Origin of the sequence: Actinoallomurus sp. NBC_01490 (assembly GCF_036227085.1) — a bacterium.
Classification (GTDB): domain Bacteria; phylum Actinomycetota; class Actinomycetes; order Streptosporangiales; family Streptosporangiaceae; genus Actinoallomurus; species Actinoallomurus oryzae.
In genome coordinates this window covers 6,695,186-6,721,141 of record NZ_CP109433.1, presented here as the reverse complement: position 1 = coordinate 6,721,141, position 25,956 = coordinate 6,695,186, and the positions used below count along the sequence as shown (strand labels likewise).

The 25,956-nt window shown below is 72.4% G+C and carries 19 protein-coding genes and 1 pseudogene; 9 read left to right on the top strand and 11 right to left on the bottom strand.

The window, feature by feature from the left end; all coding sequences use genetic code 11:
- Positions 1-141: 141 nt before the first annotated feature.
- The 6 genes and pseudogenes from OG417_RS31440 to OG417_RS31415 form a co-directional block, all read right to left on the bottom strand.
- Positions 142-884, bottom strand: a pseudogene (locus OG417_RS31440) (SAM-dependent methyltransferase).
- A gap of 224 nt (positions 885-1,108) precedes the next feature.
- Positions 1,109-1,984, bottom strand: a complete 876-nt coding sequence (locus tag OG417_RS31435; RefSeq protein WP_329236223.1) for a LysR family transcriptional regulator — start codon at positions 1,982-1,984, stop codon at positions 1,109-1,111.
- A gap of 420 nt (positions 1,985-2,404) precedes the next feature.
- Positions 2,405-4,915 (bottom strand): aminopeptidase N, encoded by a 2,511-nt coding sequence (pepN, locus tag OG417_RS31430; protein ID WP_329236220.1) that lies wholly within the window; start codon positions 4,913-4,915, stop codon positions 2,405-2,407.
- An 80-nt stretch (positions 4,916-4,995) separates the two neighbouring features.
- On the bottom strand, positions 4,996-6,429 hold the full coding sequence (locus tag OG417_RS31425) for an aldehyde dehydrogenase family protein (RefSeq protein ID WP_329236218.1): 1,434 nt from the start codon (positions 6,427-6,429) through the stop codon (positions 4,996-4,998).
- Positions 6,430-6,464: 35 nt separating this feature from the next.
- Positions 6,465-7,802 carry a 4-aminobutyrate--2-oxoglutarate transaminase gene (gene gabT, locus OG417_RS31420; protein WP_329236216.1) on the bottom strand — a complete coding sequence of 446 codons (1,338 nt, stop codon included), beginning with the start codon at positions 7,800-7,802 and terminating at the stop codon, positions 6,465-6,467.
- Between the two features lie 49 nt (positions 7,803-7,851).
- Positions 7,852-8,526 (bottom strand): cyclase family protein, encoded by a 675-nt coding sequence (locus tag OG417_RS31415; protein ID WP_329236214.1) that lies wholly within the window; start codon positions 8,524-8,526, stop codon positions 7,852-7,854.
- Positions 8,527-8,728: 202 nt separating this feature from the next.
- On the opposite strand from OG417_RS31415, the gene OG417_RS31410 reads away from it, so the two are divergent.
- Both OG417_RS31410 and OG417_RS31405 read left to right on the top strand, forming a co-directional pair.
- Complete coding sequence (locus OG417_RS31410; protein WP_329236212.1) at positions 8,729-9,316, top strand: helix-turn-helix domain-containing protein; 588 nt, start codon at positions 8,729-8,731, stop codon at positions 9,314-9,316.
- A 151-nt stretch (positions 9,317-9,467) separates the two neighbouring features.
- Positions 9,468-11,432 carry a S9 family peptidase gene (locus OG417_RS31405; protein ID WP_329262758.1) on the top strand — a complete coding sequence of 655 codons (1,965 nt, stop codon included), beginning with the start codon at positions 9,468-9,470 and terminating at the stop codon, positions 11,430-11,432.
- A gap of 23 nt (positions 11,433-11,455) precedes the next feature.
- Here OG417_RS31405 and OG417_RS31400 read toward each other — a convergent pair whose 3' ends face one another.
- Positions 11,456-11,905 carry a MarR family winged helix-turn-helix transcriptional regulator gene (locus tag OG417_RS31400; RefSeq protein ID WP_329236210.1) on the bottom strand — a complete coding sequence of 150 codons (450 nt, stop codon included), beginning with the start codon at positions 11,903-11,905 and terminating at the stop codon, positions 11,456-11,458.
- Positions 11,906-11,979: 74 nt separating this feature from the next.
- Between OG417_RS31400 and OG417_RS31395 the strand changes: the two genes are divergently transcribed.
- Together OG417_RS31395 and OG417_RS31390 are read left to right on the top strand one after the other, a co-directional pair.
- Positions 11,980-12,816 (top strand): nitroreductase/quinone reductase family protein, encoded by an 837-nt coding sequence (locus OG417_RS31395; RefSeq protein WP_329236208.1) that lies wholly within the window; start codon positions 11,980-11,982, stop codon positions 12,814-12,816.
- A 136-nt stretch (positions 12,817-12,952) separates the two neighbouring features.
- Entirely contained in the window at positions 12,953-13,141 is a 189-nt protein-coding gene (locus OG417_RS31390; protein ID WP_329236206.1) for a hypothetical protein, read from the top strand.
- 108 nt (positions 13,142-13,249) lie between these two features.
- On the opposite strand, the gene OG417_RS31385 is transcribed toward OG417_RS31390, so the two are convergent.
- Positions 13,250-13,699 (bottom strand): hypothetical protein, encoded by a 450-nt coding sequence (locus OG417_RS31385; RefSeq protein WP_329236204.1) that lies wholly within the window; start codon positions 13,697-13,699, stop codon positions 13,250-13,252.
- Between the two features lie 125 nt (positions 13,700-13,824).
- Here OG417_RS31385 and OG417_RS31380 point away from each other — a divergent pair, with 125 nt between their 5' ends.
- Positions 13,825-14,949 carry a helix-turn-helix domain-containing protein gene (locus OG417_RS31380; RefSeq protein WP_329236202.1) on the top strand — a complete coding sequence of 375 codons (1,125 nt, stop codon included), beginning with the start codon at positions 13,825-13,827 and terminating at the stop codon, positions 14,947-14,949.
- 223 nt (positions 14,950-15,172) lie between these two features.
- Here OG417_RS31380 and OG417_RS31375 read toward each other — a convergent pair whose 3' ends face one another.
- Positions 15,173-16,222, bottom strand: a complete 1,050-nt coding sequence (locus tag OG417_RS31375; RefSeq protein WP_329236200.1) for a LacI family DNA-binding transcriptional regulator — start codon at positions 16,220-16,222, stop codon at positions 15,173-15,175.
- 481 nt (positions 16,223-16,703) lie between these two features.
- Between OG417_RS31375 and OG417_RS31370 the strand changes: the two genes are divergently transcribed.
- The 3 genes from OG417_RS31370 (at position 16,704) to OG417_RS31360 (ending at position 19,963) form a co-directional block, all read left to right on the top strand.
- Positions 16,704-17,423 carry an MBL fold metallo-hydrolase gene (locus OG417_RS31370; RefSeq protein WP_329236198.1) on the top strand — a complete coding sequence of 240 codons (720 nt, stop codon included), beginning with the start codon at positions 16,704-16,706 and terminating at the stop codon, positions 17,421-17,423.
- Between the two features lie 285 nt (positions 17,424-17,708).
- Positions 17,709-18,407, top strand: coding sequence for an LppX_LprAFG lipoprotein (locus tag OG417_RS31365; protein WP_329236196.1), 699 nt, complete (start codon positions 17,709-17,711; stop codon positions 18,405-18,407).
- Positions 18,404-19,963 (top strand): MFS transporter, encoded by a 1,560-nt coding sequence (locus OG417_RS31360; protein WP_329236194.1) that lies wholly within the window; start codon positions 18,404-18,406, stop codon positions 19,961-19,963. Before OG417_RS31365 ends, OG417_RS31360 begins: the two co-directional genes overlap by 4 nt.
- A gap of 30 nt (positions 19,964-19,993) precedes the next feature.
- Here the strand turns inward: OG417_RS31360 and OG417_RS31355 are convergent, their stop codons facing one another.
- Positions 19,994-21,451 (bottom strand): MFS transporter, encoded by a 1,458-nt coding sequence (locus OG417_RS31355; RefSeq protein WP_329236192.1) that lies wholly within the window; start codon positions 21,449-21,451, stop codon positions 19,994-19,996.
- 229 nt (positions 21,452-21,680) lie between these two features.
- Here OG417_RS31355 and OG417_RS31350 point away from each other — a divergent pair, with 229 nt between their 5' ends.
- On the top strand, positions 21,681-22,190 hold the full coding sequence (locus OG417_RS31350) for a hypothetical protein (RefSeq protein ID WP_329236190.1): 510 nt from the start codon (positions 21,681-21,683) through the stop codon (positions 22,188-22,190).
- 66 nt (positions 22,191-22,256) lie between these two features.
- Here the strand turns inward: OG417_RS31350 and OG417_RS31345 are convergent, their stop codons facing one another.
- Positions 22,257-25,784 (bottom strand): FG-GAP-like repeat-containing protein, encoded by a 3,528-nt coding sequence (locus tag OG417_RS31345; protein WP_329236188.1) that lies wholly within the window; start codon positions 25,782-25,784, stop codon positions 22,257-22,259.
- Positions 25,785-25,956 lie beyond the last annotated feature (172 nt).

Here is a 25,956-nt window from a genome sequence, read left to right as displayed (position 1 = left end):
GGTGACCGTCTCCACGAACGCGGGCCCGGAGCGGACCGCTGGTCAGGTCGAGTGGCGCGAATATCAGCCGTCACAGAATCGCACCTGGACCGCACGGGCCCCAGAGGCCGCGAGAACGCGACCTCGCGGTCTCCTTCTCCGTCAGCGGCGGGCGACCGCGCCGAGGAAGCCGAGCGGTACGCGGTCGCCGGGCGGTGGCTCGGCGGCGCGCCAGTGTTCGACGCCGACCAAACCGGGTTCGAGCAGCTCCAGGCCGTCGAAGAAGGCCGCCACCTGGGATGGGGAGCGTGGAGTGATCGAGCCGAGAGAGGTGGTCGCGTAGATCTCGCGGCCTTCGCCGACGACCGCTGGGGCGACCTCGTCGGCGGTGATGTGGGAGATCACCAGGTGGCTGCCGGGGGCCAGCGCGGCGCGCAGCCGGGTGAGGATGTCGGAGACCTCGCGGTCGTCGGGAATGAACTGCAGCACCGCCACGAGCAGGAGGCCGACGGGGCGGTCGAAGTCGATCAGGGCGCGGGTCTCGGGATGGCTCAGGATGTCGTCCGGGCGGCGAAGGTCGGCCTGGATCACCGTGCTCCGCTCGTCGGTCGCCAGCAGGGCGCGGCCGTGGGAGACCACCACGGGGTCGATGTCCACGTACACCACACGCGACTCGGCGTCCATCCGCCCGGCCACCTGGTGGACGCTTTCCCGGGTGGGCAGGCCGGTGCCGATGTCGATGAACTGCCGGATCCCCGACTCGGAGAGTAACCGCACCGCGCGGGCCAGGAAACCGCGATTGGCCCGGACCCATTCCGCGGCGTGCGGCATGATCTTCATGATCCGCTCGGCGGCCTCGCGATCGGCGGCGAATTGTCCTTGCCGCCGAGATAGTAGTCATACATCCGGGCGACGTTGGGCGTCTCCGGATCGACATGTTCGCCGACCATGGCCGCACCGCCTTCCTCAAGATCGCGGAATGCGAGACTATCCCCCGGCACCCCCTCGTGGGACGCGTCAACGCATCCTCATCCGGCCATCCGCCGGGGAGAGGCGGTCGCCTCTTCGCCGGCCGCCGTGGCCATGGTGCGGTGCTCCGCCGGACGCCGGGCTCGCTCGTTCTGCTCCGTCACAAGGTGGCGTGCTCGGCGAGCGTCTCGATGAACGCCGACGCGGGCGGGGAGACGTACTGGCGGGTGAAGGCGACCAGCTCACGGCGGATCGGCGGATCGGGACGGATCGTGCAGCGTTCGAAGTCGGGGCCGACCACGTTGGCGGGCACGAGGGCGGGGCCGAGCCCGGCCGCCGCGAGTTCGACGGCTGTCGCGGTGTGGTGGGTGCGCACGGCCGCCCTCGGCGTGAAGCCGGCGCGGGCGCAGGCGGCGCCGACGAACGGTGCCAGGCCGAAGTCGGGCGCGTACAGCACCCAGAGGCGGTCCGACAGCCGCCGAAGATCGATCGACCCGCCGCCGTTCCGCAGCTCCGGGTCGTCGTACGGGAGCACCACGAGGAACTCCTCGGGGCCCAGGGCCCGGCACGGGCCGGTCCAGTTCGCCGGCGCCGGCCCGATCGCCACGTCGGCGCCGCCGTGGAGCATCTCCGCCGTCAGCAGGTCGACGTGGGAGAACTCCCGGATCCGTACCCGGACCTGGGGGTGCTCGTGCCGCCACACGCGGATGGCCCGCGGGATGATGCCGAGGGCGATCGATCGCAGCGTCGCGACCCGCAGCTCGCCTCCGGAGAGCCGGCCGACCGCGCGGGCGGCGGACGTCGCCTCGTCGGTGCTGCGCACCGCGGCGATGGCATGGGGCAGGAAGGCGTTGCCGAGTTCGGTCACCTCGACCGTACGGGCGAGCCGGTCCAGCAGCGGGCCGCCGACCTCGTCCTCGAGGACCTTGATCTGGTGGGACAGCGCCGGCTGGGAGACGAGCAACCGCTCGGCCGCCCGGGTGAAGGAGTGTTCTTCGGCCACCGCGATCAGATATTCGAACTGCCGCAGTGTCATGAACAAATTATATGAGGCGCAGAAGAACCCGGTCTTTGCCTGATACGCCAGGTCAGAGCCACTATAGAGGCGTGCTGGGGGGAACGGGCCGCGTGTCTCGCGCGGCACCGTCGTCCCACCATTCGTGAGGACCACCAGGAGCGGCCCCGCGCGCCGGATGGATGCAGGGGGATTCATCGCAGGCAGCCGATGCGAGGGCCGCGTCCCGCGGACCGGAGTTCGTAGGCGACCCGGATTCGCAGGGAACGGCGGGCGCCCGCGGGGCCGCGCCTTCATGGGGAGGAGGCCGCGTCCCGCGGGCACCGCATCCTTCCGCCGCGGGCACGGATCGCGAGCGGCCGCCCTGATCCGTCCGCGACCGTGCCCGTCCGGTCGGTACCCGGTCCTACCCGGGCACCGACCACACATCTGCGGGGCCCGTCACGACTCCCGGATGCGGACCGCGCGTCGTAGATCGTCGAGCTGGTCGGCGAGTGCCCGGCGCAGTGCGGGGATGAGGTCCTCCTCCAGGCAGCGTTCCGCCGCCTGTACGGTCTCCGGTGTGGCCGCGTGGTCGGGGAAGAGCACCTGTCCCAGGGCGATCGCGACCATCGGGCCGCGTTTCCCCGCCGCCGGGACCTCCTCGAAGTAGCGCCGCACGTAGCCCTCGGTCGCCTCCGGCATCGCCGGTTGCCAGAAGCCCTCGGCGGTCGCGATCAGCAGGCGGTTCGACAGCGCGCCGTCGGTGAAAATCTGCTGCCAGGCGCGCTCCTTGGTGTCCCGTCCCGGCAGGGCCGCGCCGCAGCGTGCCGCGCCCTGGCAGCCGGTGGCGCTCGGGTCGCGGGCCAGCTCCTCGGCGATCTCCGCCTCGCCCACCTCGCCGAGCGCGGACAGCTGGAGCAGTGCCTTCCAGCGCAGCTCCGGATCGAGGTCGGGCCCGCCGGGCACCCGCTCCTCCCGCAGCCATGCGCGCAGCGCGGCCACCTCGTCCGGCGTCGACGAGCTGCGGATCAGGCCGCGTACGGCGGCCAGCCGTATGCCGGGGTCGTCGTCGGTGGTCCGGATGATGCGGCGGCAGACCTCGGCGAGGGTGGCGATGGCCGCCGGGCGCCGTTCGGGGGCCAGGTAACGGTCGGCGATCTGGTCGCGGGCGAACGCGAGCATCGCCTCGACCACGGACACGGCGGGTTCGGCCGGCAGGTGCGTCTCGACGAGCGCGAGGAAGTCGGCGGCCGGCAGGTCGCCGTCGCGGACCATGTCGCGGGCGGTGTTCCACAGCACCGCGCGGGTCAGCTGGTCCTCGATCGCGGACAGCCCCGCGGCAACGGTCTCCCAGGAGCGGTGGTCCGGCCGTACCTTCGCGTAGCCGAGGTCGCCGTCATTGATCACCAGCAGGTCGGGGCGCGCGGCGCCCGTGAGCTCGGACAGCGTCGTACGGTCCGCGCCATCGGCGGGCAGGTCGACGCCGATCCGGTCGCGCGGCGTCAGCCGGTACGCGCCGTCGCCGTCCGCCTTGTCGTACAGGCCGAGGAGGATCCGGTGGGGGCGCGTCGGCCTGCCGGTGTGCGTGATCGCGGCGGAGACGATGGCGCCGTCCCGCTCCTCGACCTCGGCGCGGAGGGTGTCCACGCCGCTGCTCCGCAGCCAGCGCTCGGCCCAGGAGTGGACGTCGCGGCCGGGCGCGGCTCCCGCGAGGGCGTCGAGCAGGTCGGCCAGGTCGGCGTTGCCGAACCGGTGCCGGGCGAAGTGGGCGTTGACGCCCGCGAGGAAGGCCTCCTCGCCGAGCCAGGCGACGAGCTGCCGCAGGACGGAGGCGCCCTTGGCGTAGGAGATCCCGTCGAAGGCCACCCGCGCCGCCGCGGTGTCCGCCAGCCCCTGGGCGGCGACCGGGTGGGTGGAGGGGCGCTGGTCGGCGTCGTAGCCCCAGGCCTTGCGCTTGACCGCGAACCCGGTCCAGGTCGTGGTGAAGCGGCTGACCTCGGAGATCACCTGGTGGCCCATGTACTCGGCGAAGGACTCGTTGAGCCACAGGTCGTCCCACCACCGCATGGTGACCAGGTCGCCGAACCACATGTGCGCCATCTCGTGCGCGATCACGATGGCGCGCTGCTCGCGCTCGGTGTCGGTGACGGCCGATCGGAACAGGAACTCGTCGCGGAACGTCACGCAGCCCGGGTTCTCCATCGCGCCGAAGTTCAGCTCGGGCACGAAGGCCTGGTCGTACTTGCCGAACGGGTACCGCTCGTCGAACAGCTCGTGGTAGCGGTCGAGGCTGCGCCGCGTGAGGTCGAAGATCTCCTCGGCTTCCAGGAAGGGAGCGAGCGAACGGCGGCAGTGGAGGCCCAGCGGGACGCCGTCGTGCTCGGCGTGCACCGAGTGCATCGGCCCGCCGACGATGACGGCGAGGTACGTGCTGATCGGTGGCGTCCGGGCGAACTCCCAGCGCCCGTCCGCGGTGCGCTCGCCGGTCCCGTTGCTCAGCACCGTCCAGTGGCCGGGCGCGGTCACCGAGATCTCCAGGACCGCCTTGAGGTCGGGCTGGTCGAAGCACGCGAAGACCCGGTCCGCCTCGTCCGGGGCGCACTGCGTGTAGACGTACACCTCACCGTCGGCCGGGTCGGTGAACCGGTGCATGCCCTCGCCCGTACGGGAGTAGTACATGTCCGTCTCGATGCGCAGCTCGTTGTCGGCGGCGAGGTCGGGCAGCGGCAGGCGGCCGTCGTCGAACGACGCGGGGTCCAGGTCGGCGCCGTTGAGGGTGAGCCGGTGCAGGCGCGCGGGCCGCAGCTCGACGAACGTCGTGGCGCCGGGCTCCGCGCAGCCGAAGCGGATCACCGTGGTGGAGCCGAACACCTCTTCACCCCGCGTGAGGTCGAGGTGCACGGTGTAGGAGTGAACGTTCAGCAGCCGAGCGCGGTCCTGCGCCTCCGTGCGAGTCAGTGGTGCTGGCATGTCGGCTATGTTGCCCTATCTCGGTGAGATGAGATGCGGGGGCCGCATCCGATCGACGGCCCCCGCCCCGGCGAGGTCGTTCAGAGGTCGAGACCGGTCAGGACCATCACGCGCTCCTCGGTCAGGTCGTTCATCGCCGACCGCAGGCCCTCGCGCCCGACGCCGGACTGCTTCCAGCCGCCGTAGGGCATCTGGTCGGCGCGGTAGCTCGGGACGTCCCCGACGATCACGCCGCCGACCTCCAGGTCGCGGTGGGCGCGGAACGCCGTCCGTACGTCGGTGGTGAAGATCCCGGCCTGGAGCCCGTACTTGGAGGAGTTGACCGTCGCGAAGGCCTCGTCGAGGTCGCCGTACCGCGCGACGTACAGGACCGGACCGAACACCTCCTCTTCGGCGATCTTCGTGCCGGCGGGCACGTCCGCCAGGACGGTCGGCGCGACGGTACGGCCTTCGCGGGTGCCGCCGGTGAGCACGGAGGCGCCCGCCTCGGCTGCCTCCGCGACCCAGCTCGTGATCCGCTCGGCCGCCGCGTCGTTGATCACCGGGCCGACCTGGACGCCGTCGGCCGTCGGGTCGCCGGTGGTCAGCGCCTCGACCGCCGAGACCAGCTCGGGGACGAAGGCGTCGTAGACGTCGGTGTGGACCAGCACCCGCTGCACGGCGATGCACGACTGGCCGGCCTGGTAGTTGGCGAACAGCGCGATGCGCGAGGCGGCCGCGGGCAGGTCCGGCCAGTCGGCCGTGACGATCACCGCGGCGTCGCCGCCGAGCTCCAGCGTGATGTGCTTGCCGGGCGCCTGTTCCTGCAACGACAGGCCGACCGGGCCGGAACCGGTGAAGCTGATCACCGGCAGCCGGGGGTCGGTGACGAGCGAGGACATCTTCTCGTTCGGCACCGGAAGCACCGAGACCATCCGCGGCGGCAGATCCGTCTCGGCGATGATCTCGCCGAGCAGCAGCGCGCTCAGCGGGGTGGCCGGCGCCGGCTTGACGAGGATGGGGGCGCCGACGGCGATGGCCGGCGCGACCTTGTGCGCGACGAGGTTCAGCGGGAAGTTGAACGGCGCGATGCCCAGCACGGGACCGCGCGGGAACCGGCGGACGACCGCCATCCGCCCGGTCGCGGCGGCGTCGGTGTCGAGCCGCTGCAGGTCGCCGGCGAACCGGCGGGTCTCCTCGGCGGCCCACCGGAACGTCGACACGGCGCGGGTGACCTCACCGCGCGACCAGACCAGCGGCTTGCCGTTCTCCGCCGTGATCAGCGCGGCGAGCTCCTCGGCGCGTTCGGACAGGCGGGCCGAGATGTGGTCGAGCGCCGCGGCGCGCACGTGCGCGGGCGTGGCCTGGGCCTCGTGCCGTACGGCGTGCAGGTCGGCGACGGCCTGCTCCACCTGGGCGTCGGTCGGGACCGCGACCTCGCCCACGACCGAGCCGTCCCACGGCGAGGTCACCGTGAGGGTGTCGTCGCCGGTGGTGGGCGTTCCGGACAGGAGGAAGGGCGTGACGTCGGACATGACGGAGAACCTCGCTTGAGTCGGGGGCGGATGGCTCAGACGGACGCCGCGAAGGCGCCCTCGAGGATGTCCAGGCCTTCGGTGAGCAGGTGGTCGGGCGAGGACAGCGGCGGGAGGAACCGCAGGACGTTGCCGTACGTGCCGGCGGTCAGCGTGACGAGGCCCCCGGCGTGACAGGCCTTGTTCACCGCGGCCGTGAGCGCCGGGTCCGGGGTCTTGGCGACCGGGTCCGACACCAGCTCGACCGCGAGCATCGCGCCGCGGCCGCGTACGTCGCCGATCGGGGCGTACTTGGCGGCCATCTCGTGCAGCCGGGGCACGAAGAGCGCCTCCACGGCACGGGCGCGCCCGGGAAGGTCCTCGGCCTTCATCGTCTCGATCGCGCCGAGCGCCGCCGCGCAGGCCACCGGGTTGCCGCCGTAGGTGCCGCCCAGGCCGCCGGGGTGGACGGCGTCCATGATCTCGGCCCGCCCGGTCACGGCGGCGAGCGGCAGGCCGCCGGCGATGCCCTTCGCCGTGGTGATCAGGTCGGGCACCACGCCCTCGTGGTCGCAGGCGAACCAGTCGCCGGTACGGCAGAAGCCGGTCTGGATCTCGTCGGCGATCAGCAGCACGCCGTTGTCGCGGCACCAGTCCGCCACACGCGTGAGGAAGCCGTCCGGCGGCACGACGAAACCGCCCTCGCCCTGGATCGGCTCGATGATGACCGCGGCGGTGTTCTCCTCGCCGACCTGGGCGTGCACCTGGGCGGCGAACTGCGCGAACGCCTCTTCGGCGCAGTTGTCCGGACCGGTCGGCCAGCGGTACGGGTAGGCCATCGGCACGCGGTAGATCTCACCGGCGAACGGCCCGAAGCGGTGCTTGTAGGGCATGTTCTTCGCGGTGAGGCTCATCGTCAGGTTGGTCCGGCCGTGGTAGGCGTGGTCGAAGGCGACGACGGCCTGCCGCCCGGTGGCCGAGCGCGCGATCTTCACGGCGTTCTCCACCGCCTCGGCGCCGGAGTTGAACAGCGCCGAGCGCTTCTCGTGGTCGCCCGGCGTCAGCTCGGCCAGGGCCTCGGCCACCTCGACGTACTCCGCGTACGGCGTGACCATGAAACAGGTGTGGGTGAAGTCGGCGGCCTGGGCCTGGACCCGTTCGACCACGCGGGGCGCGGCGTTGCCCACCGTGGTCACGGCGATGCCGGAACCGAAGTCGATCAGCTGGTTGCCGTCGACGTCGACCAGGATGCCGCCGCCGGCCCGCTCGACGTAGACCGGCAGCCCGGTCGAGACGCCGGCGGAGACCGCGGCGTTCTTGCGTGCCTGCAGCGCGGCCGAACGCGGGCCGGGAATCGCCGTGTTGAGAATGCGACGCTGCTCAATACCGGTCATGACACTCCGATCGGTCGATAGTGCCGAGGCTACGCCGGACGTGGCGCGCTCATCGGGCGGGAGGGGCAAGGTCCATGGCGACGGCGCGTACGGGCGCGCCGTCGGCGCCCGCGAGGCGCAGCGGGAGACACGAGACGAACGGCGTGAAGTCGATCTGCTCGAAGCCGCGCAGGTTCTCCCCGATCACGCCGCCCGCCGCCGCGATCAGGCGGTGGGCGGGGAAGCCCTCACCGGGATGCGCGGCGTCCGGGGTCTCGTCGATGTTGGGGAAGTCGAGCAGGAAGGTCCGTACGCCGAGGCCGAGCATCCGGCGGCAGGCGTCCGCGTCGAGGAACGGATGGTCGAAGTAGGCCGGCGTTCCGTACCGGTCCGGCCATCCGGTGTGCAGCAGCGCGATCACGCCGGGCCCCAGCCGCCCGGCCGCCGGGGCGATCGACTCCCAGGTGATGCGGGCCCGCGGCGCCAGGCCGGTGACGTCGATGACGGCACCTTCGCCGGCGAAGAGCGACAGGTCCATCTCGTCGATGCGGGCGCCGTCCGCGCGGAAGTGGTACGGGGCGTCGACGTGCGTGCCGGTCTGGGAGCCGAGCCGCAGGCTCAGCAGGTTGAAGCCGTCCGCCTCGATGGTGGCCGCGGGCTCGATCCGCGGCACCGGATCCCCCGGGTAGACCTGGGTGGACGCCGACAGCGGCACCGACAGGTCGACGATGCGGCGAACGCGCACGGCGGCTCCTTCCACGGACCGGGGGAGGGCTGATGAGATAACTGTAGGGCAACTTTGGTTTCCTACCAAGAAACATCACCCCGACCATCGGCGACCGTGAGACGATCGTCCTCCGGCGCGCCGTGGGCCGCGGCTCGCCGTCCGCGACCACCCGCCGCGACCACCCGCCGTCCGCACCGGGCCGCCCCGACGAAGAGAGCTCATGAGATCAGTGCCGATCGCCGCCGGCCAGCAGGAGCTGCGCATCGGGGCCCGCCTGCGCGACGCCCGGCGGCGGCAGGGCCTGACGATCGACCAGGTGGCGCGGAGCACGGGCCTGACCAAGGGGTTCATCAGCCGGATCGAGCGCGACATGACCTCGCCGAGCGTGTCGACCCTGGTCACCGTGTGCGCCGCCCTGTCCCTGCCGGTCGGGGAGCTGTTCGTCACCCCCAAGACCGACGTCGTACGCGCGGCGGAGGCCCCGTACATCCAGCTCGCCGGCCCGGGCGCGGACGAGCGCCTGCTGACGCCGCGCGGCCAGGGGCGGCTCCAGCTCGTGCGTTCGGTCATCGACCCCGGCGGCACGGGCGGTGAAGAGCTCTACACCCTCGACTGCGAGGTGGAGGTCGTCCACGTGGTGCGCGGCCGGCTGGAGCTGGTGTTCTCCCGGTCGGCGGAAGTGCTGGAGACGGGCGACACGATGACCTTCTCCGGCCGCGAACCCCACACATGGCGCAACCCGGACCCGGACGAGCCCGCCGAGGTCCTCTGGGTGATCGCCCCCGCCTCGTGGGAGACCACCGCCTAGCACCGCTCCGGCCGGCGCCGGTGTGCTCGGCGGCGGCCGGACGCCCGTGCGTAGCGGCGTCAGAGCCGTCTGATAGGCGTCCTCGGTACGCTCGGCCACAGCCACGGACGAGGGAGACGATGTGACGCCGTTTCACGATCTCGATGAGTACATGGCGCTGCCGAGGGTGCTCACCCTGCGGCTGTCGGCAGATGGGCGGCGTCTCGTCGCCGTCGTGCGGGCCCTGGCGTCCGACGGCAAGAAGTACCGGACGGCGCTGTGGGAGGTCGACCCGGAGGGCGTGGCCGGACCGCGGCGGCTGACGCGCTCGGAGGCGGGGGAGGGGCACCCGGTGTTCCTGCCCGACGGGTCCCTGCTGTTCACCTCCGCCCGTACGGATGCCGGCGGTGCCGGCGATGAGGAGCTCCAGCGGCTGTGGCTGCTGCCCGCCGAGGGCGGCGAGCCGTGGAAGGTCGCGGACCACCCCGGCGGCATCGAGGACTTCGCCGTCGCACGCGACAGCGGCACCGTGGTGTTCGCGGCGCCGGTGCTGCCCGGTGGCGACGACGAGCGTGCCGAGCGCCGTAAGGCGGCCGGCGTCACCGCCATCCTGCATGAGGGCTTCCCGATCCGCGACTGGGACCATCACCTGGGCCCCGGTGAGCGACGGCTGTTCGCGGCGGCGCCGCCCGCGCCGGACGGGTCCGGGCTCGAGGCGCCGCGCGACCTCACGCCGGAGCCGGGACACGCGCTGGCCGGGCAGGACTTCGCGGTCGCCCCGGACGGCGCGACGGTCGTCACCGGATGGTGGCTGACGCTTCCACGCGGCCGGCGCCGCTCCGAGCTCGTCGCGATCGACACGGCGACGGGGGAGCGGCGCCGGCTCGCCGGCGCCGACGGCTTCGACTTCGTCCGCCCGGTCGTCTCACCGGACGGCCGCCACGTGGTCTGCGTGCGCGAACGCCACAACAACCTGAGCGAACCGCCCGACGAGACGCTGTGGATCGTGCCGATCGACGGCGGCGAGGGCCGCGACCTGACGCCGGACTTCGACCGGTGGCCGTACGACGCGATCTGGTCGCCGGACGGGCGCTTCGTCTACTGCGCCGCGTACGACCAGGGGCGTGCGCCGGTCTTCCGCGTGGAGGTCGCCACGGGTGAGGTCACGCGGCTGAGCGGCGACGACGGCGCGTACGACCTCGTGGACGTCTCCCCGGACGGCCGGCACGTCTACGCGGTGCGGTCGGCGATCGACGCGCCGCAGGCCCCGGTCCGGCTGGACACGACCGGCCCGGCGTGGGAGCCGGAGCGGCTGCCGCTCTGCGACGCGCCGGAGCTGCCCGGCACCCTCACCGAGGTCACGACGACGGCCGCCGACGGCACACCGCTCCGCGGCTGGCTCGTGCTGCCGGACGGCGCGTCCGCCGCGTCGCCGGCGCCGCTGCTGCTGTGGCCGCACGGTGGGCCGTACGCCAGCTGGAGCCCCTGGGCGTGGCGGTGGAACTGGTGGCTGATGGCCGCGCGCGGGTACGCCGTCCTGCTGCCCGATCCCGCGCTGTCGCTCGGCTACGGACAGGACTTCATCCGCCGCGCGCAGGGCTGCTGGGCGGAGCCCGCGTACGACGACCTGATGAGGATCACCGACGCCACGGTCGCCCGAGACGACGTCGACGCCGACCGCACCGGCGTCATGGGCGGTTCGTACGGCGGATACATGGCCAACTGGATCGCCGGCCACACCGACCGCTTCAAGGCGCTCGTCACGCACGCGAGCGCCTGGCCGGTGGACACCTTCCTGACCTCCGACGAGGCGCACTACTTCATCCGGGAGTTCGGCGACCCGGCCGAACGGCCCGAGCGGTGGGCCGCCAACGATCCGGCGCGGCACGTCGCGAACATCCGCACGCCGATGCTCCTCATCCACGGCGACCGCGACTACCGGGTGCCGATCCACAATGCCCTGCGGCTGTGGGGGGACCTGGTCCGGCACGACGTGGAGGCGAAGTTCCTCTACTACCCGGACGAGAACCACTGGATCCTCACGCCCGGCAACGCCACGGTCTGGTACGAGACCGTGTTCGCCTTCCTCGCCCAGCACGTCCTGGGAGAGGAGTGGAAGCGCCCCGATCTGGTCTGAGGGCGTCTCACCGGCCCGCGGGATCAGCGGCCGGCCGCCGCCTCCTCGTACGCGCGCAGGGTCGCGACGAACATCGCCCGCTGCTCGTCGGTGAGGGGTTCGAGCGCCGTGCGCCAGGCGCGCGCGCCGTTGGCGAGCCACGCGTCGACGGACGTACGGCTGTCGTCGGCGATGCTCACGATCGTCCGGCGGCGGTCGGCCTCGTCCTCGCGGCGTTCGACCACGCCCTTGCGGCTCAGCTCACCGACCATGAGGCTCACCGTGGTCGGCGCCACCTCCAGCCGCGCGGCGAGTTCGTTGACGCTCTGCGGCCCGTCGAAGAGCAGGTAGGACAGCAGCGACAGGTGCCGCGGCGCCAGGTCCAGCGACCTCAGGCGCTCGGGCACCGGCGTGCGCTTGGCGCGGCCGACCAGGCGCGGCATCAGCAGGAGCAGCGTACGGATGCCCTCGTCGACACTCAGCCCCGTTGACATACCTTGATCTCCAAAATAGCTTTGCTTGTAAAGCAAATATGCGTTGTCGTCATCGCCTCGGAGGCTATCGGCCCATGTCGGACTGGAATCAGAAGATCATCGAAGAGTTCCGGGCGAACCGCGGCGCGGTCGGCGGCCCGTTCGAGGGCACGCCCCTCGTCCTGCTGACCACGGTCGGCGCCCGTACCGGCCGGCGTCACACCACTCCGGTCACCTGCCTGCACGACGGCGGGCGCGTCGTGGTCTTCGCCTCCAACGCGGGTGCCCCGGCCCATCCCGCCTGGTACCACAACCTGCTGGCGAACCCCGGAGTCACCGTCGAGTCCGGCGAGGAGACGTACGCCGCGACGGCCCAGCCGCTCGAGGGCGCCGAACGCGACGCGCTCTACGCGCGCCAGGCCGCGATCGCTCCCGTCTTCGCCGAGTACCAGGCCGGCACGAGCCGGGTGATCCCGGTCGTCGCGCTGTACCGCGACCAGCGTGCCCGCGCGCTGGGGGACGAACTCGTCGCCATCCACCGCGGCATGCGCGAGGAACTGGCCGGGATCCTCGCCGCCGTGGAGGACCTCGCGGCGGGCCGTCCCGCGGCGTCGCCGCCCGGCGACCTCGCCGCGGGGCTGCGCTCGCGCTGCCTGTCCTTCTGCGCCGACGTGCACGCCCACCACGGCAACGAGGCGGGCCGGGGCTTTCCCCGTCTCGCGCAGCGGTATCCGGGCCTGGAACCCGTGCTCGCGGAGTTCGCCGAGGAACACGCGGTGCTGGCGGGCATCCGGTCGCGGTTCGAGGAGACGCTGGCGCGCGCCGCGTCGCCGGGGGAGGTGCTGGGCGAGTTGCGCGGGCTGGCGAAGGAGATCGAGGCGCACTTCGACCGCGAGGAACGGCGCCTCGTCCCGGCGCTGAACGCCCTGTAGGGGACGGATTCGGGCGCCGGCCGCCGTCGCGAGGACCGCGTCGGCCCGGAGGGCGCCGTCCGCTCCGGCGGCCTGGCAAGCCGTTCCCGCAGGTCGTCTCGCCTGATCAGGCCGGTAAAACGGTCACAGGACGAGCATGAGCTTGCCGCCGGGCCGGCGGGACCGGCTGGACTCGGCCGCCTCCGGGATCTGGTCGAGCGTGTGGGCGCGGGCGAGCGATGGCCGGGTCGGGGCGGTGCGGCTCGTCGACATTCCGTCCGACGCGACGGCGCGGCGCCCGGTGGGCGGCGCGATCGTCGTCCTCCCTGGCAAGGGCGTTCGCTGAGCGGGTGACCCGGCCGGCCGGGTCACACCGCGCGTACGGCCGAAACGTGGGGTCGGCCGGCGCCATTGTGGCGGAGGCGCCCGCCCGGCACGGCGCGCCCGTGGATCGTCAGAGGACGTCGGGGTGGGCCCGGTACGGGGTGGCCGGGTCCGACGTGCCGCCGGCGTGGGAGGGCGGGACGTCACCGGCCTCCGCCGCCACCGTCCGCGCCGCGTGCGGCCCCCGCGCCGTGTGCGGCACCTCCGAGACCACCCGGCCCCGCGCGTCGAGCACCTCCTCCGGAATGCCGGCACGAGGGGACAGGACTCGGGAGATGACGCGGACCGCGTCCGGGATGTGCGCCGCGGGGCCGATCGGCTCGCCCCAGGACCACCACCACATCAGGCCCTCGTCGCCGTGCGGGACGGGCATGCAGCGGACCGTGTCGATCAGGCGGGCGTGGCCACCGGGGGCGCCGACGCGGACCCGGGTCGGCGCCAGCACTTCGGCCTCCAGGCCTGCCTTCGTGCAGTCGTCGGCGAGTTTCTCGGCAAGTAGATGAACGTCGCAATTGGTCATTGGGGCATAACTCCATCTCCCGGCGACCTTTGTGGCCGGGATGCCGATGTCCTGTAATGGAGAGCATGCACGAGGTAATGCGATTTCGGTAGCGCCGCAAGTTCCGGCGGTCATACGGTGACCGCATGGACGCCGACGTTCTTCCCAACGCCCTAAAAGCGATCATGACTCGGCACGGATGGTCGCAGGTGGAGCTCGCCGCCGAACTGGGCGTGTCGCAGTCGTGGGTCTCGCAGACATCGCGCGGTGTGAAAGACAGCGGTATCGCCAAGGTGCAGCGACTTCTCGACCGCATCGGCTGGGAAGTTCGCATAACCCCCAAAACGGAGAACGATACCGTGAAACGTAGACATTTCGTCTCGGCGGTCGGTTCGATCGCCTTCGTGCCATCCCCAAAAACCGCGCCATATCAGGACCCGGAATATGTGCGGACGCTCGCCGAGCGGCTCGCCCAAGATCGATATGCACAGGGCGGTATCCCGGTTTCCTCTACTGCGCTGCGACATCTGAAGAAAGTCGGATTTGTGATCTCCGGCAAAGATCGCAAACTTCAGTCCGCGGCGTCCGATCTGGCCTGCGAGGCCGCGCGGATCTTTTATGACGCCCGGCGGTACGACGTGGCCGAGCGCGCCGGGTCGTTCGCCTTCGAGCTCGCGCGGCGCGCAGGCGACGTCAACGGCCAGGCCGCCGCCTGCAGCGCGCTGAGCCGCATCAGCATCGACCGCGGTCACGGCGACCGAGGGATCATGTACGCGCGACAGGGTCTGGCGCTGCCCGACCTGTCCCCGTCACAACGCGCGTGGCTGAAGCTCCGGATGGCGCGTTCACTCGCGCTGGTCGGCGGCCGGGAGCGCGCGGCCCGCCACCGCCTGGCCGAACTCGGCGACACCGAGGGACTGTCCCCGTACGAGAAGGCCGACATGAAGGGGAACGTCGGCGTCGCACTGGCCCGCATGCGGGCGTACCCCGACGCGCACGCGGCGATCGCCGAGGCCGTCGCGCTCAGCGGGCAATGCTCCCCCCTCCTGCTGGTGGCCTACAAGGCGTGGCAGGCCGAGGCGGCGCTGGCGGCGTCGGAGCCGCTGATGGCCGCGGAGCACATGGCGGTCCTGGCCCGCATCGCCCCGATGGTGTCCTCGGCCCGGGTGAACGCCCACATCGCCGACATCCTCGGCATGTCGACGCGCTGGTCCGACGTCTCCGAAGTGCGCCAGGCAAGCGAGCACCTACGCTCGGTGCAGCCGGAGTAAGCCCCCGTCCGCCGGGCCCGCGCCGTCTCCGGCACCGGCACACCCCGCACACCGCACGTACCGAGGCGCCGGTGGGCGGATCAGACAGGCCAGTCAGCCGGGTAGACCTGGTAGCCCCGTGGACTGGGCAGGCCTGGTGGCCAGGCGGGCGGGTGCTGGAGCCCTCGCCGGCGCGGAGAGGGCGTGAGTACGCATCGCCCGGTGCACCCGGCGATGCGCCGGCTCAGTCCAGTCGGCGCGTGCTTTCGCGCAGGATGACCTCGCCCGACACCGGAACGCGCATCGGCTCGCCGTCCTCCGGCGGGTCCGCTGCGAGGGCGAGGCGTGCCGCCCGTTCGCCCATCTCCTCCAGCGGCAGCCGTACGGTCGTCAGCGCCGGGATCGTGTCGCGCAGCGTGGCGATGTCGTCGAACCCCGCCACCGACAGGTCGTCCGGCACGCCGACGGCCCGTTCCCGCAGCGCTGCCATCGCGCCGACCGCCATGACGTCGTTCACCGCGAACACGCAGGTCGCCTCGATGCCGTGCCGGACCAGCTCCAGCGCGGACGCGTACCCGCCGTCCCGCGTGAACGCCCCCTCGACCACGGCGCAGGTCGTACCGCCCGACGCGGCGAGCCCGGCGCGGAAGCCGTCGAGGCGCTCCCGCGCGGTCACCAGGTCGGGCGGCCCGCACAGCACCGCGAAACGGCGGTGCCCGAGTCCCGTCAGCGCGCGGGCGAGACGGTCGGCGCCCGCCCGGTTGTCCGGGCGTACGGTCGGGACCTCCAGCCCGTCCTGGCCGACGCACGCCACCCGGCCGCCCGCGGACCGGAACGCCGCCAGCTCGGCGGCGAGCCGCGACGTCGTCCGCCGGTCGGTGGTACGGCTGCCGACGAGCACGATGGCGCGGGCCCGCTGCGCCCGCAGCGTCGCGGCGTACTCGATCTCGCGTTCGGGGTCGCGGAGCGTGGTGCCGAGGACGATGAGCGCGCCCTGTTCCTCGGCGACCCGCGTCACGCCCGCGGCGATCGAGGAGAAGTACGGGTCGGCGATATCGTGCACCAGGAGCCCGACGATGTCGGAGGCGCTGCGCGCCAGCGCGCGGGCGTGCGGGTTCGCGGTGTACGACAGGCGGGCCGCGGCGTCGAGGACCTTCTCCCGCAGCTCCGGGCGTACGGCTCGGGTGCTCTTGCCGAGCACGCGGGAGGCCGTCGCGGGCGACACGCCGGCGAGCCGTGCCACATCGTCGAGCGTCGGCTGCTCCACGCGGGGCCGCACCGAGTCCTCGGTCATCTTCGAGATCTAACCAGGCGCCGCCCGGTGAACGGTGCCGGAACGACCGGCCCGATGAGGCCACACCGTGGTCCCGGCACTACCGGAACCGCATATGCGTCCGAGACCGCCCGGAACAAAACCCCTCGCCCGTCGGCGAACGGCGCCCAGGCGAGGGAGGGAGCGAGCCCGGTCTTGGCCGCACGGCCGACAACCGACAACCGCGGCCGACAACCGCGGCCGACAACCGCGGCCGACAACCGCGGCCGACGACCGCAGCCGACGGCCGACGACCACGGGCCGACGACCACGGGCCGACGACAAGCGCTCTCTCGCCGGCTGCTACCTGCAATCACGACCGCACACACCGCGCTGGGCGGTCGACCATCCGCCGGCCGCATCCCCATCCTGCGCGGGACGGAACCGGTCTCTCAGCTCAGAGCGGATTCGCGCTGGGCGTAGATCGGGCTCCAGCGGGGGCCGGCGATCTAACGTCCGGCACATGGACCTTGTCACGCTCACTTCCAGACTGACCTTCCTCCGCTTCCCCGTCGGGCACGTCTACCTCTGGGCGGAGCCCGAGGGGCTCACGCTCGTCGACTCCGGCCTTCCCGGCTCGGCGCCGGCGATCGCCGACGCGATCCGCGAGCTCGGGCACCGGCCCGAGGACGTGCGCCGGCTGGTGCTGACCCACTTTCACGAGGACCACGTCGGTTCCGCCGCCGAGATCGCCGGCTGGGGCGAGGTCGAGGTCGTCGCCCACCGGGACGACGTCCCCTACATCCAGCGCGAGCAGGCCGGGCCCCCGCCGGATCTGCTCGACTGGGAACGGCCGCTGTACGAGCGGGTCACCACCGGGCTGCCCGCGGACCCGCCCGCGCCCGTACGGGTCGACCGCCCGGTCGGGGACGGTGACGTGCTCGACTTCGGAGGAGGGGCGCACGTCGTCGGCGCGGCCGGGCACACGCCCGGCAGCCTGGGGCTCTTCCTGTCCGGCTCCGGTGTGCTGTTCACCGGCGACGCCGTGGCGCGCACGCCGGACGGTGAGGTCATCCTCGGCGTCTTCAACGCCGACCGGGCCGGGGCCGCGGCCTCGTTCGCGCGGCTGGCCGCGGTCGACGCGGAGATCGCCTGCTTCGGCCACGGCGAGCCCCTCACGGAGGGCGCGGCCGACCGCCTGCGCGCCGCCGCGAACCGCCCGGACCCGGCGGACGCCGGGTGACCTGCGCCGCCTTGGTGGGGCGCCTGGTCGACGGCCTCGATGTCACGCGCGGGTTGCCGTGGTGTCGACCCGGGTCGGCCGGGCGTCCCCACCGCGCTCGTCGGATCGGCTGAGACTCATCTGCGGCTGCGGCGACCGAGCCGCGGGCCACGGGCACTCGCCGTTTGACCGGTCGCCGGACGGCGAGGCGCGGGACCGCCGTCGCCGTACCGGCGGCCGGTGCGGCGCGGCCGGCCTGAGGCGATCTTCGCTACCCGCGCCGGGGCGCCGCGCTATGTTCTCGGTATGTCGTCTTCCCGGGCGAGACTCACCGGCCTGCTCGCCGCCGTGCTCGCGATCGTCCTCACCGCCGGCTGCTCGGGCGGGGGCGGTTCGGACAAGAACCCGCCCGGCGGGCCGTTGCTCCAGCAGGCGGCGAACGTCCTGCGCGGAGTCACCAGTCTCAGCTTCACCCTGCGTACGAGCGGCGACCCGAACGTCAACGTCAAGAGCGTCGACGCCAAGCTGCTGAAGAACGGCAACTCCCAGGGGTCGGTGCAGGTGAGCGAGCTGGGGATGCCGATCCAGCTCGACTTCGTCCTGATCGGCGAGACCGTTCACTTCAAGGGGCTGACCGGCGGATGGCAGAAGGAGCCGCTGTCCAAGGTGGCCGGGATCTATGATCCGTCCGCCATCCTCGACCCCGACCGCGGGCTGGTGCAGCTGCTGCTCACCGCCAAGAACGCCGAGACCAAGGGCAAGGACAAGGTGGCGGGCCAGGAGTGCTATCGCGTCCACGCGACGCTGGCCCGCGCCGCGCTCAGCCGGCTCGTGCCCGGCATGAACGCCGACGCGCCCGCCGACATCTGGGTCTCCACCGCCGACAAGCACGTGCTCAAGGCCGAGGTGGAGGTTCCCGCGAAGAGCGGCGGTAAGCCGGGCAAGGTGACGATCACGTTCGCCGACTTCGGCAAGCCGTTCCCGATCAGCGCGCCGGCCAAGTGAACGCCGAGGGGCACGGAGCGCGGCGCGTCGCGATCGGCGTGGGCGGCGTGGTGGTGCTCCTCGCCGCCATCGACGCGTACGTCGTGGTCACCGTCCTGGTGACCATGGTCGGCGACCTCGGCGTGCCGGTGAACCACATCGAGCGCGCCAGCCTGGTCGTCACGGCGTTCCTGCTCGGCTACGTGGCCGGGATGCCGCTGCTCGGCCTGCTCTCGGACCGGTTCGGCCGCCGGATCATGATCCAGGCCTGCCTGGCCGGGTTCGCGGCCGGGTCGGCGGTCACGGCGCTGGCCGGTTCGATGCCGACGCTGATCACCGGCCGGGCGCTGCAGGGGCTCGCCGGGGGAGCGCTGCTGCCGATCACGATGGCCCTCGCGGGCGACCTGTGGGACGAGCAGCGCCGTCCGGCCGTGCTCGGCGGGGTCGGCGCCGCGCAGGAGATGGGCAGCGTGCTCGGCCCGCTGTACGGTGCCGCGGTGGCCGCGGTGGCCGGCTGGCGCGGCATCTTCTGGATCAACATCCCGGTGGCGCTGCTCGCGATGGTCGCCGTGCAGTGGACGGTGCCCGGCGGGCGTCCCGCCGCCCGCACCCGCATCGACGTCGTCGGCGGCGCGCTGCTCGCGGCCGGGCTCGGCCTCCTCGTCGCCGGCCTGTACAACCCCGATCCGAACCACAGTGCGCTGCCGTCCTGGGGTCTTCCGTGCGTGGCGGCCGGCATCGTGGTGCTCGTGGCGTTCGCCGTCTGGGAGGCACGGGCCCGTACGCGCCTGCTCGACCTGCGCGGCGCCCGGCGCGGCGGCCTGTTCGCCGCGTTCGGCGTCAGCCTGCTGTCCGGCGCGGCGCTGATGACCACGCTGGTCGACGTGCAACTCGTCGCCCAGACGCTCTTCGGCCGGAACGCCACCGGCGGCGCGTACCTGCTGGCCCGCTTCCTCGTGCCGCTGGCGGTCGCCGCGGTCGCCGGCGGCCTGCTGGCACGCCGCCTCGGCGAGCGCTGGCTGATCTTCGCGGGAATGCTCGTCGCGGCGGCCGGCTACGCGCGGATCGCGGCCTGGCCGCTGCACGCCCAGGGCCTGGGGTACGACCTGCCCTTGTTCACCGTCCCGCGGGTGGACGCCGACCTGGTGATCGCCGGGCTCGGGCTCGGGCTGGTGATCGCGCCGCTGTCGTCGGTGGCGCTGCGGTCGGTCGCCGCGGCGCAGCACGGCATCGCGTCGGCCGCGGTCGTGGTGGCCCGCATGATGGGCATGCTGATCGGCGTCGCGGCGCTGGGCGCGTGGGGATTCCACCGGTTCCAGACGCTGACCGCGCACCTGACGACGCCGCTGCCGATCGGGATGAGCCGTACGGAGTTCGCCCGCCGTCTCGCCGCCTATCTGGCCGCGGTCAAGGCGGCCCTGCACACGGAGTACGCCGACATCTTCTGGGCCACCTCCGCCCTGTGCCTGGCCACCGCCCTGCTCGCGCTCGCCATCGGCCGCCGTCCCGCTCCCGGCGGGAGACCGGCGGCACCGGCCGAGGAGGACGCCCTCACCGGCCCGGCCGGGACGGCGTGACATCGGCGGTTTCACACCGCCCGTTCCCCGTCACCGTCGCGCGAGCGGTTCCGCGGCGACCCGCGCCGTGTCGTCGGTGGAGAACCGCCCGGCGGCACGTGCCGCGGTGGCGCGGGCCCACCGTCCGGTCGTGACCATGCCCAGCACGAGCACGACGAGGCCGTACGCCGTGACGAGCCACCAGCCGGTGTGACTCGCCGAGGCGAAGCCCGATCGGAACGCTCCATGGATCCCCGAACTCACCAGCGAACCGGCGAGGGCGACGCCGAGGGACTGGCCGACCTGGCGGCTCGTGGAGGCCGTCGCGGCGGCGACGCCCGCCTGGTCCCGGGGCATGCCGGACATCGCCGTGTTGGTGATCGGCGCGTTGACCATCGCCATCCCGGCGCCGAAGACGAAGTACGCGGTGATCAGCAGACCGGTGGACGTGTCGGTGGTCAGGCCGGTGAGCAGAACACCACCGGCGGTCAGGCAGACGCCCGCGATGACCAGTGAGGGACGCGGACCCCGGCTGCCGACGAGCCGGCCGGACACGGGGGCGAACACCATCGTCATCGCCGCGATGGGCAGGACGTACAGGCCGGCGAGGAGCGGGGACAGACCGCGCACGTCCTGCAGGTACAGGGTGTTGAGGAAGAGGAAACCGCCCAGCCCCGCGAACGCGCTGACCGCGATCACCGTCGCGCCGGAGAACGGCGCGCTGCGGAAGAACCGCAACTCGATCAGCGGATCGGTGCGGCGGGGCTCGTACACGAGGAGCCCGGCCAGCGCCGCCGCGGCGAGCCCGAAGAAACCGAGGATCTTCCCTGAGGTCCAGCCGGCGTGCGGCCCCTCGATGATCGCGTAGGTCAGCGCCGCGAGCGTGACGATGACGAGGAGCTGTCCGATCGGGTCGGGCCGGCGCGCCCGGGGCGCCTTGGACTCCGGAACGAAGAGGGCGGTCAGCACGAGAGCCGCCACTCCGACCGGCACGTTGATCCAGAAGATCGATCGCCAGCCGACCGAGTCGATGAGAACACCACCGACGATCGGGCCCAGCGCCATGCTCACGCCGCTCACGCCGCCCCAGACGCCGATCGCGCGGGCGCGTTCGCGCGGCTCGGTGAAGGTGTTGGTGATGATCGACATGGCGATCGGGTTGAGCATCGACCCGCCGACGGCCTGCAGCGCCCGGAAGGCCACGAGCCAGCCCAGGCTCGGCGCCGTGCCGCAGAGCGCCGAGCCGACGACGAACACGACGAGGCCGGTCTGGAAGGTGCGTTTGCGGCCGATCCGGTCACCGGTGGAACCGGCCAGCATCAGGAGACTCGCCAGCACCAGCGTGTAGGCGTCGATCGTCCACTGCAGGCCGTTGACCGGTGCGTGGAGATCGTGCTGGAGCGAGGGCAGAGCGACGTTGACGATCGTGTTGTCGAGCCCGACGATGAACAGGCTCATACAGCAGATCGCCAGGACGAGTGTTCGCCGGCGGTGGGCGAGTTCCGGCACCGAGCCTCCTGCACTGACCAACGTTAGTTACCGAACCTAACTAACTTAGGATATCTCCGCTGGCAGGAACGGGGACGAGAGGGGAGGCCCGGCGAACCGGGCTGACACCCTCGAACCCGGACGGTACGGTGGTTCGCCCCGGCAGAGCGGGCATCCCGGCTGCCGGCAGCGGCCACCGGGGATCCCCGCCTTTGACATCCGTTTCGCGGCCTTCAGATCGGATCTCATCTTGCGACGCTGGTTCCTGATCGCCACCGCCGTCCTCACGCTGGTCTCGTCGGGTTGCTCAGGGCTTCGCGTGGGAGGCGAGGACGCGCCGTTTCCCACGATCTCTCCCCCCGGAGGGATGAAGGCGGTCTCCTGGAAGAACTTCGCCTTCGCGGTGCCGGGAGAGTGGCGGGAGGAGACGGATGGAAACGGCGGCCATCACTGGCGGGACGCCTCCGGGGAGACGGTCATGACGGCCGGCTACTCCACCATGAGCCACTGCCCGAAGGAAGCCGACCTACGGCGCAGCGAGGGAGACACGAACGTCACCGGCTACGCGCCGCTCAGGGTTCCCGGTGCGGCCGGTGGCGCACGGATCGTCTTCGACCGTCCGTCGTACGACGTCAACGACGCGACGAATCTGCTCGCGTGGTTGAAGGACTGTCAGACCGAACTCGCCATCGAGGTCTACGCGACCGGCTCTGTGGTCGACGACATCGCCTCCAGCATCGTCGCGCAGGCGGACGACTAGAGAGCGTCGACGCCGAGAGCCCGCCGTGGGTCCATGACGCGGCGGCGAGATCGGCATGCCGTACGCTCACGGGCTCGCCGGGAGGCTCAGACCGCCCGCGTCGTCCACGGCCTGGACGGTGATCTTCTGCGCGCCGGCCGGGACGGTCACGCTCTGCCTGCCGCCCGCGTCCACGGTCGCCGGGACCGTCGTCGTGGTCCCGTCGGCCGTGACGCGGTACGACGTCACGCGGCCGGTGTACCCGTCGTCGCCCGGCGCGGTGAAGGTGACCGTCGCGCCGCTGCGCTGGAGATCCTTCAGCAGACCCGGCGGCCGGGTGTCGGTGCCGTACCGGCCGGTGCGCCACTCGTCGTGGTGGTAGGCCCACGACTCGGCGTCCGGCTTGCCGTCGGTCTTCCAGGCGAACAGGTAGCCCTCGCGGGTCGTGGTGACCAGGTCGGTCTTCCCGTCCCCGTCCAGGTCGCCCGCCGCCGGGGAGAACAGGGTCCAGCCGCCGGTGAACTTGGGGAAGCCCGCGGCCTGACCGGAGGAGGTGAAGGCGTGCACGGTCGAGGTGTCCCCGCCGTCGACGATCTCGGCCTTACCGTCGCCGGTGACGTCGGTGATCAGCGGCGCGCCCAGGAAGTCCAGGCCCGCCCGCTCGTGCGGGAAGCCGGGGACCGGTAGCCCGGTGACCGCGTCGTAGCCGCGTTCGAAGTTGCCGATCGGGCTGCCGCTGCCCGGGTACAGCAGCGCCGCGATCAGCGACACCGCGCCCGATCCCGACTCGGCGTACCCCAGCCGCCCGGCCGCCCCGAAGCGCCCGAACGCGCCGGTGGTGGTGAACGAGGCGGGCACGTCGGCGGGCAGCTTGCCGCCCAGCAGCGCCCGGATGACGCTCTCGTCGCCGTTCAGCAGGCCGAGCGCCGGGTTGTTCAGCGGGCCGTAGGCGTTCCGCACCTTGCCGTCCCCGCCGACCAGGAAGGTGGCCGCGAACGACGGCCCGGCCGCCACCTCGTCCTTGCCGTCGCCGTCGACGTCGGCCACGGCGGGGCTGCCCGCCGCCTCGGTGATGAACTCCTGCGCGCTGCCGTAGTAGGTGATGATCGACGGCAGCCGTACGGGCCAGCCGCCGACCGGCGAACCGTCGGCGTGGTAGGCGTACACGTAGTTCGCGCCGAGCAGCTGGATGCCCGCGCCGGGGCTCTCGGAGTGCTGCGATCGCACCACGATCTCCGGCTTGTGGTCGCCGTCGAGGTCGGCCACGGCCGGCGTCGCGTCCAGCTTCGCGTCGTCGATGGCGACGCCCGAGGAGGGCTTCGGCGGGTCGGCGACCTTCACCGGCCAGCCGGCCACCGCACCGCCGTCCGCGTGCCAGGCGTGAACGTGCCCGTCCCAGCCCGCCTGCACGACCTCCAGGCCGGGCTTGCCGTCCAGGTCGACGAGGACGGGGGAGGCCGTCGCGCCCTGGTGCGGCAGACGGGTGTAGGGCAGCGAGGGCCGCGGGATGGCCGGCTTGCTCACGCCCGTGTCGAGCGTCTTCGGCCAGCCCGGCAGCGTCTTTCCCGAGGAGTCGAAGGCGTACGCACGGCCGGTGGTGCTGGTCGCCACGACCTCCTGCCGTCCGTCGTGGAACAGGTCGCCGACCGCGACCGGCGCGACGATCGGCTCGTGGCCGGGGTCGAAGCCGGGGATCCGCACGGGGCTCGCGTTCGTGGACGCGGGCCAGCCGGGCAGCTCCTTGCCGCTCACGCCGTCGATCGCGTGCACCCGGCCGTCGGCGTCGCCGAACACGATCGCCTGGCGGCCCGTGCCCTGGAGGTCCGCCAGCGCCGGCTGGCTCTCCCCGCCGATGCCGAACTTCTGCGGGAAGCCGGCCCGCAGGCTCGCGTCGTGGTGGACCGCGATCGTACGCCGCTCCTCGCCCATCCGGCCCTGGTCGTCCCAGACGCGCAGGCGGAGGGTGACCGTGTACTGCTCGGTGGACGACAGCGCCTTGTCGTCCGACATCGTGTAGGCCTTCGTCCAGAAGGACCGTGGCAGCCCGGAGAGGTCGAGCGTGCCGACCCTGCCGTCGTAGACGCCGCTGCCGTCCCCCGACCCGGCCTTGGCGAAGTCGCCCTCCGCCGGGTCGAGGCCGGGCGCGAACTGCAGTTCGTACCGGAAGCCCGACGCCCGCCGCGCCTCCACGTGCCCGGTGACCGGCACCGACGCCGTCGTCTCGGGGTCGTAGAGGGAGTACCAGTCCGGGCTCTCGATCGAGGCGACCGGGGGGATGTCGCCCTTCGCCACCGCGGCCATGGCGGCGTGGATGTTCGGCCGGCCGTATCCGTACTGGCTGTCCCAGCCGGGCCGGCCCGGCCAGCCGAGGCTCGTGTCGGCGATGTCGCTCGCGGTCGCCCGCATCACCTGCACGGCCTCGCCGTTGCTCAGCGGCCAGGCGATCTTCTTCTCTCCCGCGGCCTGCGCCCCGTACGACAGCAGCAGGCCGAACAGCCCGCCCGTCGTCGGCGTCGACTCCGACGTCGAGCCGCCCATGGTGGCCACCGAGAACATCGCGTGCGCGCCGAAGGAGGTCAGGTTGGAGCGTTCGCGGTACGTCGTGGTCAGCGCGTTGGCGAGCGGGCCCGTGACGCCGTCGGTGTTGGGCACCAGCCCGTTGCCGGGGATGACGTGGGGCCAGAACATGCCGCCCTGGTGGTCGGTCGAGTCGAAGTCGTTGCTGGACTCGACCATGATCACGCCGTCGTTCCAGAGCTTGTCCACGGCGCGGCGCATGGCGGAGGAGTAGCCGAGGTCGGCGGTGGTGCTCACGATGACCTTGGCGCCCGCGCGCCCCGCGTACAGCCACGCCGCGGTGAGGTCGTCGGTGCGGTCGAGCGCCTCCTGGCCGGCCCGGATCGGCATCAGCCGGCACTTCGGGCAGATCCCCGCGCCGAGCTTTCCGTTGTCGGTCTGCGCGCCGGCCTTCCTGAGCTGGTCGTTGGCGTGCCCGTACGTGCCGTCGGAGGTGGCCGGGTCGTTCTGGTCGTCGTAGAAGTCCCAGCCGGAGATGTCGTCGGTGAAGCCGTTGCCGTCGTCGTCCTTGCCGTCGGAGAAGGCGGCGATCAGGTCCTCGGGGTCGATGAGGCCGTTCCCGTTGGCGTCGTGGACGCGGTCGTCGTCCTTGTAGTCGGCGGCGGTGACCGCGCCGTCGCCGTCGCGGTCGTAGGACGCGGAGCCCTGCGGCTTCGGCAGCTCGCCGGTGTTGAGGTAGACCTTGTTCGCCAGGTCGGCGACGTCCGAGCCGTGCCAGTTGATGCCCGCCTCGACGTAGGCGATCACCGTGTCGGGCGACCCGGTGGTGTAGTCCCGCCAGGCCGCGTCGACCGACATGCCGGACGCGCCCTCGGGGTCCTTCGCGCCCGGCGTACAGCGGGGCATGAAGGAGTACAGGTTGTGCTGCTCGGCCCCGGGCGCCCCCGTCGTCAGGCAGGTGAGGGCGCCGCCCTGCTCGGCGGGCGCGTAGTCGGGGTCGTCCGGCGGCCCGGCCGGGAAGGTGGCGGCGCCGCCCCGACCGGCGGAGAGCGTCACCACGAGGACGACGGCGAACACGACGGCCAGGACACGCCTCATCCGACCCACCTCAATCGCGTCTGATCGCGCTGATCACATTGAGGCAATCGGGGAGTCAGGAATACCCCTTTGACCGCATGAGGACATGAGTAATTTTCGCGTTATCGGGATGCGGTGAACGCCCGCGACGCGGTCGCCGTCGAGCGGCACGGTGACCGTCATCTCCCGGCCA